Annotated in this window: 8 protein-coding genes; 5 read left to right on the top strand and 3 right to left on the bottom strand. The window is 73.9% G+C overall.

Annotated elements, in window-relative coordinates:
- The 4 genes from rho to ACLQ2W_RS22250 all read left to right on the top strand — a co-directional run.
- Positions 1 to 967, top strand: a 967-nt coding sequence (gene rho, locus ACLQ2W_RS22265) for a transcription termination factor Rho (RefSeq protein ID WP_425788261.1), incomplete at its 5' end; no start/stop codon positions are given.
- Between the two features lie 75 nt (positions 968 to 1,042).
- The gene (locus tag ACLQ2W_RS22260) at positions 1,043 to 2,128 is read left to right on the top strand and encodes a DUF3626 domain-containing protein (protein ID WP_425788259.1); all 1,086 of its coding nucleotides are present in this window, start codon (positions 1,043 to 1,045) and stop codon (positions 2,126 to 2,128) included.
- A gap of 184 nt (positions 2,129 to 2,312) precedes the next feature.
- On the top strand, positions 2,313 to 3,038 hold the full coding sequence (locus ACLQ2W_RS22255) for a hypothetical protein (protein ID WP_425788257.1): 726 nt from the start codon (positions 2,313 to 2,315) through the stop codon (positions 3,036 to 3,038).
- Between the two features lie 389 nt (positions 3,039 to 3,427).
- Positions 3,428 to 3,982, top strand: coding sequence for a hypothetical protein (locus ACLQ2W_RS22250; RefSeq protein WP_425788255.1), 555 nt, complete (start codon positions 3,428 to 3,430; stop codon positions 3,980 to 3,982).
- Positions 3,983 to 4,073: 91 nt separating this feature from the next.
- On the opposite strand, the gene ACLQ2W_RS22245 is transcribed toward ACLQ2W_RS22250, so the two are convergent.
- Together ACLQ2W_RS22245 and ACLQ2W_RS22240 are read right to left on the bottom strand one after the other, a co-directional pair.
- Positions 4,074 to 5,525, bottom strand: coding sequence for an MFS transporter (locus ACLQ2W_RS22245; protein ID WP_425788253.1), 1,452 nt, complete (start codon positions 5,523 to 5,525; stop codon positions 4,074 to 4,076).
- A 71-nt stretch (positions 5,526 to 5,596) separates the two neighbouring features.
- Entirely contained in the window at positions 5,597 to 5,833 is a 237-nt protein-coding gene (locus ACLQ2W_RS22240) for a hypothetical protein (protein WP_425788252.1), read from the bottom strand.
- A gap of 137 nt (positions 5,834 to 5,970) precedes the next feature.
- Between ACLQ2W_RS22240 and ACLQ2W_RS22235 the strand changes: the two genes are divergently transcribed.
- Positions 5,971 to 7,107, top strand: a complete 1,137-nt coding sequence (locus tag ACLQ2W_RS22235) for a geranylgeranyl reductase family protein (RefSeq protein ID WP_425788250.1) — start codon at positions 5,971 to 5,973, stop codon at positions 7,105 to 7,107.
- On the opposite strand, the gene ACLQ2W_RS22230 is transcribed toward ACLQ2W_RS22235, so the two are convergent.
- Complete coding sequence (locus ACLQ2W_RS22230; protein WP_425788248.1) at positions 7,094 to 8,128, bottom strand: NAD(P)-dependent alcohol dehydrogenase; 1,035 nt, start codon at positions 8,126 to 8,128, stop codon at positions 7,094 to 7,096. The two genes, ACLQ2W_RS22235 and ACLQ2W_RS22230, sit on opposite strands and share 14 nt — an antisense overlap.
- Positions 8,129 to 8,167 lie beyond the last annotated feature (39 nt).

Below are 8,167 nucleotides of genomic sequence, written 5' to 3'. Positions count from 1 at the left end.
CCGGGGCCGGGGCCGCGGCGTGCCCCCCCGGGCCCCGCCGGCCCGGGGGCCGCGGGTGGCCCCCGCCACCGGGGGCGCCGCCGGGCCGGCCCGGCGGCGCCGCGACTTCCACCAGCTCACCCCGGTGCACCCGCGTGAGCGGCTACGGCTGGAGACCGAGCCGCACGTGCTGACCACCCGGGTCATCGACCTGGTCATGCCGATCGGCAAGGGCCAGCGGGCGTTGGTCGTGTCACCGCCGAAAGCCGGCAAGACGATGGTGTTGCAGGCCATCGCGAACGCGATCACCACCAACCATCCCGACTGCCACCTGATGGTGGTGCTGGTGGACGAGCGACCCGAGGAGGTCACCGACATGTCCCGGTCGATCAAGGGCGAGGTCGTCGCCGCCACGTTCGACCGCCCGCCCCGGGACCACACCGCCGTGGCGGAACTGGCGATCGAGCGGGCGAAGCGCCTGGTCGAGCTGGGGCAGGACGTGGTCGTGCTGCTCGACTCGCTGACCCGGCTCGGCCGCGCCTACAACCTCACCGTGCGCTCCGCCGGGCGTACGCTCTCCGGCGGCATCGACGTGGCCGCGCTCACCCCGCCCAAACAACTGCTCGCGGCGGCTCGCGCGGTCGAGGAGGGCGGCTCGCTGACCATCCTGGCCTCCGCGCTGGTGGAGAACGGCTCGGCCGCCGACACGCTCATCTTCGAGGAGTTCAAGAGCACCGGCAACGCGGAGCTGAAACTGGACCGGGGGCTCGCCGACCGGCGTACGTTCCCGGCGGTCGACGTGCGCGCCTCCGGCACCCGGCGGGAGGAGGCGCTGCTGTCCGACCTCGAACGGCAACGCCTTCGCGCGTTGCGGTCCGCGCTGTCCACGCTGGACCGGCAGGCCGCCCTGGAGCACCTGCTGCGCCAGCTCGGCGCCACCGGCGGCAACGCGCACCTGCTCGCCCGCCTCGGCGCGACCGGTCGGTAGCCGTACCCCAGGTCCAGCCCTTTCCTCGCGGAATTCCCCTGGCCCGCCGGACCGGGCCCGGCGATACTCGCCGGCATGCCCGGACCGACCCTGACCGCCGCGCAGTCCGCCGCCCTGCGACACGTGCGCGGCGTCGCGCTGCGGGACCGCCCGGCCGCGCTCGCCGTGATCGCGGAACACCTCACCGGCTCCGGGGCCGACCTCCGCTGCGACGAGGTCGGTGCGGTGGTCACCGGGTACGGCCGGTTGACCGTCAACTTCCACCCCGACCGGCTGCTGCGCGACGGCCGTACGGTGGTCGAGGCGCTCGACGACGAGGGCGTGTACCGCAGCCAGTTCGAGACCGGCGTCGGCAACGGCGGGCTCACCGCGTTCCCCGGCGGCGACCGGGACCGATGGGAGGAGGCGATGTTCGGCGGCGCGTACCAGCGTCCGGGCGTGTCCGCCGCGGAGCGCCCGAAGTACGGCGGCCTCAACCTGCTCGACCATCCCGACGGCGCCTGCCCCCGGTTCGGCTCCTGCCACCTGCGGCTGCGTCCGGAGGTGGTGGCCCGGACCACGTTCACCTTCGGGGACAGTCATCTCGGGCCGACCGAGGTCGGCACCGCCACCGTCTTCGAGCCGGTCCTCGCCGCGCTGCTGGTCGCCACCGCCGGCACCGGCGTCAGCCTCGGCGTGTCCGGGATGGACACCGGCACGCTGCTGCGGACGCTGCTGTCCCGCCGGGAGCGCGCCGCCGAGCGGGCCGGTCGCGCGCTTGACGACTACATCGAGGCCCAGGTGCACGGCGAGCTGAGCCTGGCCCGTGACGTCGAGGCTCTGGTGGTCGACCCGTCGTTCCGCGACACCGGAACCGGTCGCCGCCTCGCCGGGCTCGCCCGCCGGCACGGTTTTCCGCTGCGCTGGCATGGCGGCTTCCAGCTGCCCGCCGACGGCGTCGACGCCGACTTCCGCGGCCCGGACATCCCGCCGCTTGCCGTCCGCGTGCACGCCGAGTTCGGCCGGCCGGGGGAGCCGCTGCACGCCGCCCTGGTCGGCCGGGCCGCCGCGTCGCTGGTACGCGAGCCGCACCGCTGGGCCGACCGCGGACCGGCGGAGCTGACCTGGCAGCACCTCAAGCAGCTCTGGCACGTCCTGGTCCGTTTCGGCGGGCCGGCCTGATCGTCCCGTTTCCCCGGGTTCGTGGCGTGACCTGGACCGCAGCCTCCGCGCCTATCCGACATCTCCGGAATGACCGACAGGCTGGCCTGGTTGTGCCCCGGTATGCCGGCACCAGACCGGTGCCGGCACCCCCCGAGGGGCGCTCACCCCGGAGCGCGTCGTAACGATCGAAAGGGCAACCATCGTGCAGCAGCACCTCACTCGATGGCTCCCCGCCATCGCGAAGACCGCCGTCGCGAGGACCACCGCCGTCGCCCAGAACCGTCGCGCCGCACTCACCGTCGCGGGCGTGGCCGCCCTGGGCGGACTGGCCTTCGCGCCCACCGCCGTCGCCGCGCCGGTGACCAGCGGACCCCACGCCGGCGCCAAGGCCGCCATCGACCTGGCCACCGGCAAGAAGACCGCCACCGAGGCGGTCACGTCCGGCCTGACCAACGGCAGCGACAAGGTGCCCACCAAGGCCGACCGGCCCGCGCGGGAGAAGCTCATGCCGCACGGCGTCGAGGGCGCGCAATCGCGTATCCCGCTCGACGACGCGCAGCTCGACAACGCCAAGGCCATCGTCCAGGCGGCCAAGGAGACCGGCGTGGGGGAGCGGGGCGCCGTGATCGGTGTCGCCACGTCCCTGCAGGAGTCCAAGCTGTACAACCTGGGTCACCTCGGCGCGTACAACGACCACGACTCGGAGGGCCTGTTCCAGCAGCGTCCGTCGTCCGGTTGGGGCACGTCCGAGCAGATCACCGACCCGGAGTACGCCAGCAAGGCGTTCTTCGGCGCGCTGAAGAACGTCGGCGGCTGGCAGAACCTGCCGCTGACCAGCGCGGCGCAGACCGTCCAGGTGTCCGCCTACCCGTACGCGTACGCGCAGTGGGAGGAGCAGGCGGCGGACATCGTCCAGCAGCTCTGGTGAGACGTCACCCGTGACCGGCCGGCCCCGATTCGGGGCCGGCCGGTCCGTCTGTCCGGCGGCCGGTCGACGCCCGCCGGGAGCCTGGACAGCGCTCAGCCGCCCGTGGTGTGCTCCCGAACGGACTCGGTGCGCGGTTTGTCCGGTTGGGTGGTGGTGGGCGGCACCCTGGCGGTGGAATGGGTCGGGGGGTCGCGGCGTTGTATCCCGGTGCACGGCTGAGGAAGGCAAGCGCCCCGCCAGTCCCCTGGGAATGACGGTGGGGCCCCGGTCGTTGCACAGTCTTCCGGCGCCCGCGTCGAGGCCCCCGCCCCGCGAGCAGCCATTCTTCTTGAGCGCCTGACGGTGCCCGCACCTCCCCTGGTGCGTTGACCCCCGAATGGAGCCCCCTCATGAACACGATGCTGCGTAAGAGCGTTCTGGGTATTGCTGGTCTGGCTTTCACCGGTGGTGTGTTCGCCGGTCCGATCGCCGGTCACGTCGAGTCCGCGCACGCCGCCACCGCCACCAAGCCGGTCGCGGTCGCGAGCGTGCAGGGTGAGCAGTCCACGATCAACCTCAACGACGAGCAGACGGCCAACGTCAAGGCGATCATCGCGGCGACGAAGAAGGCCGGGCTGCCGGAGCGGGCCGCGGTCATCTCGATCGCCACCGCGTTGCAGGAGTCGAAGCTGGAGAACCTGGGCCACCTCGGCGACCGCAACGACCACGACTCGCTGGGTCTGTTCCAGCAGCGTCCCTCCTCCGGCTGGGGCACCCCCGAGCAGATCACCGACCCCGAGTACTCGACCCTCGCCTTCCTGAAGGGGCTGAAGCAGGTCGACGGCTGGCAGGACATGCCGCTGACCAAGGCCGCCCAGACCGTGCAGGTGTCGGCCTACCCGGACGCGTACGCGCAGTGGGAGAAGCAGGCCACCGACCTCGTCAACCAGCACTGGAACAGCTGAGACAGCGCACGAAGGCCGGCACCCCGCCGAGGGTGCCGGCCTTCGTGTGCGCCGTGGGTGTTAAGCGGGGCCCCTTCCTCTACCGGAGGCGTTAACGGGGGGCCCGGCCTTTCATCCGGTGGCCGGCGACGATGTCGACCACGGCGGCGACCAGCGCCAGCACGATGATGCCGGCGGCGAGCAGCAGCGAGTGCCGGAACGCCACCGACCAGTCGCCCCGGTTGTCGGCCAGCGTGGAGAAGAACAGCGCGCCCACCGCCGCGATGCCGGCGGCCGAGCCGATCCGCTGTCCGGTCTGGAGCATGCCGGCGCCACTGCCGGCCATCGGCACCGGCACCTCCGACAGCGTGAGCGTCTGGTTGGGCGCGATCACCAGGCCGCTGCCCAGCCCGGCGACGAGCAGCGGCAGCGCGGTACGCAGCGGCACGTGCTGGTGCGGTCCGCCGGTCAGCACCAGGTCGGTGGCGACCAGCCCGACCACCACGGCGAGCAGCCCGATCGCGACCAGCGGCCGGCCGTACCGGGTGACCACCCGCCCGCCCAGCGCGGAGGCGACCGCCGAGCCGAGCGCGAACGGGGTGATCGCCAGGCCGGCGACGAGCGCGCTGTAGCCCAACCCGATCTGGAGGTACAGCGTGAAGATGAAGAAGATCGCGGTGAAGCCGGCGAAGTAGATCAGCCCGATCAGCGAACCCAGCGTGTACGAGCGCAGCCCGAACAGCCGCAGGTCGAACAGGGGTGTGGTGTGCCGGGCGTACCGGCGTTCCCAGAACGCGAAGCCGGCGAGCAGCAGCAGGCCGAGCGGGATGAGCAGCCATTTGGTCGACCCCTGCCACTGCTCCCGCTGCACCAGCGGCAGCAGGATCACGGTGACCCCGGCGCCGAGCAGCAGCACGCCGACCGGGTCGAGCCGGTGCCGGTCGGGCTGCCCGGCGGGCCGGGCGGGCATCAGCCGCCAGCCGAGCACCATCGCGACGATGCCGACCGGGATGTTGACGAAGAACACCCACCGCCAGCCATGCTCGGCGCCGCCGAGCTGGATGAGCAGCCCGCCCAGCAGCGGCCCGACCGCGGTGGAGATGCCGATGGTGGCGCCGAGCAGCCCGAACGCGCGCCCCCGGTCGGCGCCCCGGAAGAGCTGCTGGATCATGCCACTGACCTGTGGGTTGACGATGCCGGCGGCGGCGCCCTGGACGAGCCGGGCGACGATCAGCCAGGTCGCCGACGTGGCCAGCCCGGCGAGCGCGCTGGTCAGCGTGAACAGTCCCACCCCGACCACGAACGCGGTCCGCCGGCCGCGCGCGTCGCCGAACCGGCCGGCCGGCACCAGCACCAGGCCGAACGTCAACGCGTACCCGGACAGCACCCACTGCAGGTCGCTCGGGGTGGCGTGCAGCGCCCGGTCGATCGACGGGACGGCGACGTTGACGATGCTGACGTCCAGCAGCGTCATGAACGCCGCGACCAGGCCGACGCTCAGTGCCCGCCAGCGACGTCGCTCGTCGTACCCGGTCTCCGTCGCCGACGGCCGGTCCCCACTCATCGTGCCCCCCACAGACCGTCGATCACGCATCCCCGATCGCTACCCGGACCCCGGTGGGGCAAACGAGGCGGTCAGGCCATCTGGCGCGCGCACCAGCGGGGCCCGAAGTCCAGGCCCGTCATCGGCGAGTCCTCGCGGTGCAGCAGTCCCCGCTCGGTGAGCGCGTGCAGCGGCTCGCGCAGCTCCTCCTCGGTCATCTGGGTCTCCTCGGCGATCAGGTCCGGGTAGGGGACGTGTCCCCGCACCTCCAGCGCGGACACCGCCTGGTACACCCGTTCCTCGACCGCGGACAACTGGACCTGAGGCATCGCTTCCCTCCTCGGCGTGGACCGTCCGACCGCCGGACGGTCGGCGACCGGCGCTTACCCGGGCGACCGGCGATGATGCCCACCCGATCGAGGGTCGTGTCGGGCCACCCGGCCCGCCGGTGCCCTAGGCTGCACCAGTGATCATCTGGGATCTCGTCGTGGTCGGTGGCGGGCCCGCCGGCTTCTCCGCCGCGCGTGCCGCGGCCCGGGCCGGCGTGCGGACGTTGGTGGTCGAGCGGGCCACCCACCCCCGGTACAAGACGTGCGGCGGCGGCCTGATCGGCACCTCGCTGGCCGAGGCCGGCGACGTGATCGAGGTGCCCGCGCAGGACCGGGTCGACCGGGTCACGTTCACCCGGGACGGGCGACGCGCGTTCACCCGCCGCCACGCCGCGCCGGTGATCACGATGATCCGCCGCGAGGAGTTCGACGACCGGCTGCGCGCCGCCGCGGTGTCCGCCGGCGCCGAGGTCCGCGAGGGCGTCGCGGTCCGCGCCGTGGAGCAGGACCCCGACGAGGTACGCCTGCGGCTGGCCGACGGCGAGGTGGTGCGCGCCCGGGCGGTGGTCGGCGCGGACGGCTCCTCCGGGGTGACCGCCCGACACGTCGGGGTGCGCTTCCGCCAGGTCGATCTGGGGCTCGAGCTGGAGCTGCCGGTGCCCACCGTCGAGCGGGACCGCTGGCGGGGCCGGGTGCTGCTCGACTGGGGCCGGGTCCCCGGCTCGTACGCCTGGGTCTTCCCGAAGGGCGACCGGCTCACCGTGGGCGTCATCTCCGCCCGCGGCGACGGCGAGCGGACCCGCGCCTACCTGCGCGACTTCGTGGCCCGGCTGGGGCTGTCCGGGATCGCGCCCGACCACGACTCCGGTCACCTGACCCGCTGCCGCGCCGACGACTCCCCGCTGCGCCACGGCCGGGTGCTCGTCGTCGGCGACGCGGCCGGCCTGCTGGAGCCGTGGAGCCGGGAGGGCATCAGCTACGCGTTGCGGTCCGGCCGGCTGGCCGGCGCGGCGGTCGCCGACGGTGACCTGGACGCGTACCCCCGGGAGGTGGCACGGCTGCTGACGCCGGAGATGCGGGCCGGGCACCGGCTGCTGGACGCGTTCGAGCGGCGACCGGACGTGTTCCACGCGATGCTGGCCACCCCGCTCGGCTGGCGGATGTTCGTCCGCTTCTGTCAGGGGCGGATCGGCTTCGCCGAGGCGCTCGACCGGCGGCCGGTGCGGGCCGGGTTGGCGCTGATCGACCGCCTGCCCCCGGTCAGGGGACGATGACCGCCCGCCCGTGGATGTCCCCCCGGCGCAGCGCCTCGTACGCCTCGGGCGCCTCGTCCAGCGGGAACGTCCGCACGTCGGCGTGCAGCCGGCCGTCCCGGGCCAGCGCGATGACCTCCTGGAGTTCGGCGCGGGTGCCCCAGAACGGCACCACCACACCGGTCTCCAGCGGCACCGGGGGCGGCGCGTCGGCGACCGGCCGGACCGGCAACGTGCCCCCGGCGAGGCCGACCAGCAGCAGTTGACCGCCGGTGGCGACGACCTGCCGGGCGGTGTCCAGGGTGGGCTGCGCGCCGACGAAGTCGAGCACCACGTCCGCGCCGTCCGGCGGCGGTCCGACCAGTTCGCGGATCTTCTCCACCGCGTCCGCGTCGGCCCGCACCACGTGGTGGGCGCCGAGCCGGTCGGCGAGGTCCAGCGCGGCGACGTTGGTGTCCACCGCGACGATCCGCACCGCGGTGGTGGCGACCAGGATCTGGAGCGCCATGTGCCCCAGCCCGCCGATGCCGATCACCACGCAGGTGGTGCCGGGACGCAGCCGGGGCCGGGCCAGCTCCACCGCGTGGTACGGCGTCAGCCCGGCGTCGGTCAGCGGCGCGGCCTGGGTCAGGTCCATCTCGCCCACGTGCAGCAGCCGGGACGCCGGCACCACGACGTGCTCGGCCAGCCCGCCGTCGCGGCTGAGCCCGATGCCGCCGACCGGGGTGACCCGGCAGCGGTTCTCCTCGCCGCGCAGGCAGGCCCGGCACCGGCCGCAGCCGATGATCCCGTAGACCGCGGCCCGGTCCCCGGGTGTCCAGCCGTCCACGCCGGGACCGGCGGCCTCCACCGTGCCGGCGATCTCGTGGCCCAACGTCATCGGGGTGGGGAACATCCCCGCCTCGGCGTCGAGGATGTGCAGGTCGGAGTGGCAGGCGCCGACCGCGCCGACGCGCAGCAGCACCTCACCGGGGCCGGGCTCCGGGGTGGGCACCTCGGTCAGCTCCAGCACCCCCGGAGCGGTCATCCGTACCGCGCGCATGTCGCCCTCCCGCCTCGTCGCCGACGACCGTCGCGGGGG

The organism is Micromonospora sp. DT227, assembly GCF_049841835.1.
Lineage (GTDB): Bacteria > Actinomycetota > Actinomycetes > Mycobacteriales > Micromonosporaceae > Micromonospora.
The sequence above is the reverse complement of the archived record's forward strand: the minus strand, read 5'-3'. Positions and strand labels throughout refer to the sequence as shown.

Coding starts and splice junctions, on each gene's coding strand:
- ACLQ2W_RS22250 (WP_425788255.1), top strand. CDS start 3,428: ATGAACACGATGCTGCGTAAGAGCGTTCTGGGTATTGCTGGTCTGGCT.
- ACLQ2W_RS22245 (WP_425788253.1), bottom strand. CDS start 5,525: ATGAGTGGGGACCGGCCGTCGGCGACGGAGACCGGGTACGACGAGCGA.
- ACLQ2W_RS22240 (WP_425788252.1), bottom strand. CDS start 5,833: ATGCCTCAGGTCCAGTTGTCCGCGGTCGAGGAACGGGTGTACCAGGCG.
- ACLQ2W_RS22260 (WP_425788259.1), top strand. CDS start 1,043: ATGCCCGGACCGACCCTGACCGCCGCGCAGTCCGCCGCCCTGCGACAC.
- ACLQ2W_RS22230 (WP_425788248.1), bottom strand. CDS start 8,128: ATGCGCGCGGTACGGATGACCGCTCCGGGGGTGCTGGAGCTGACCGAG.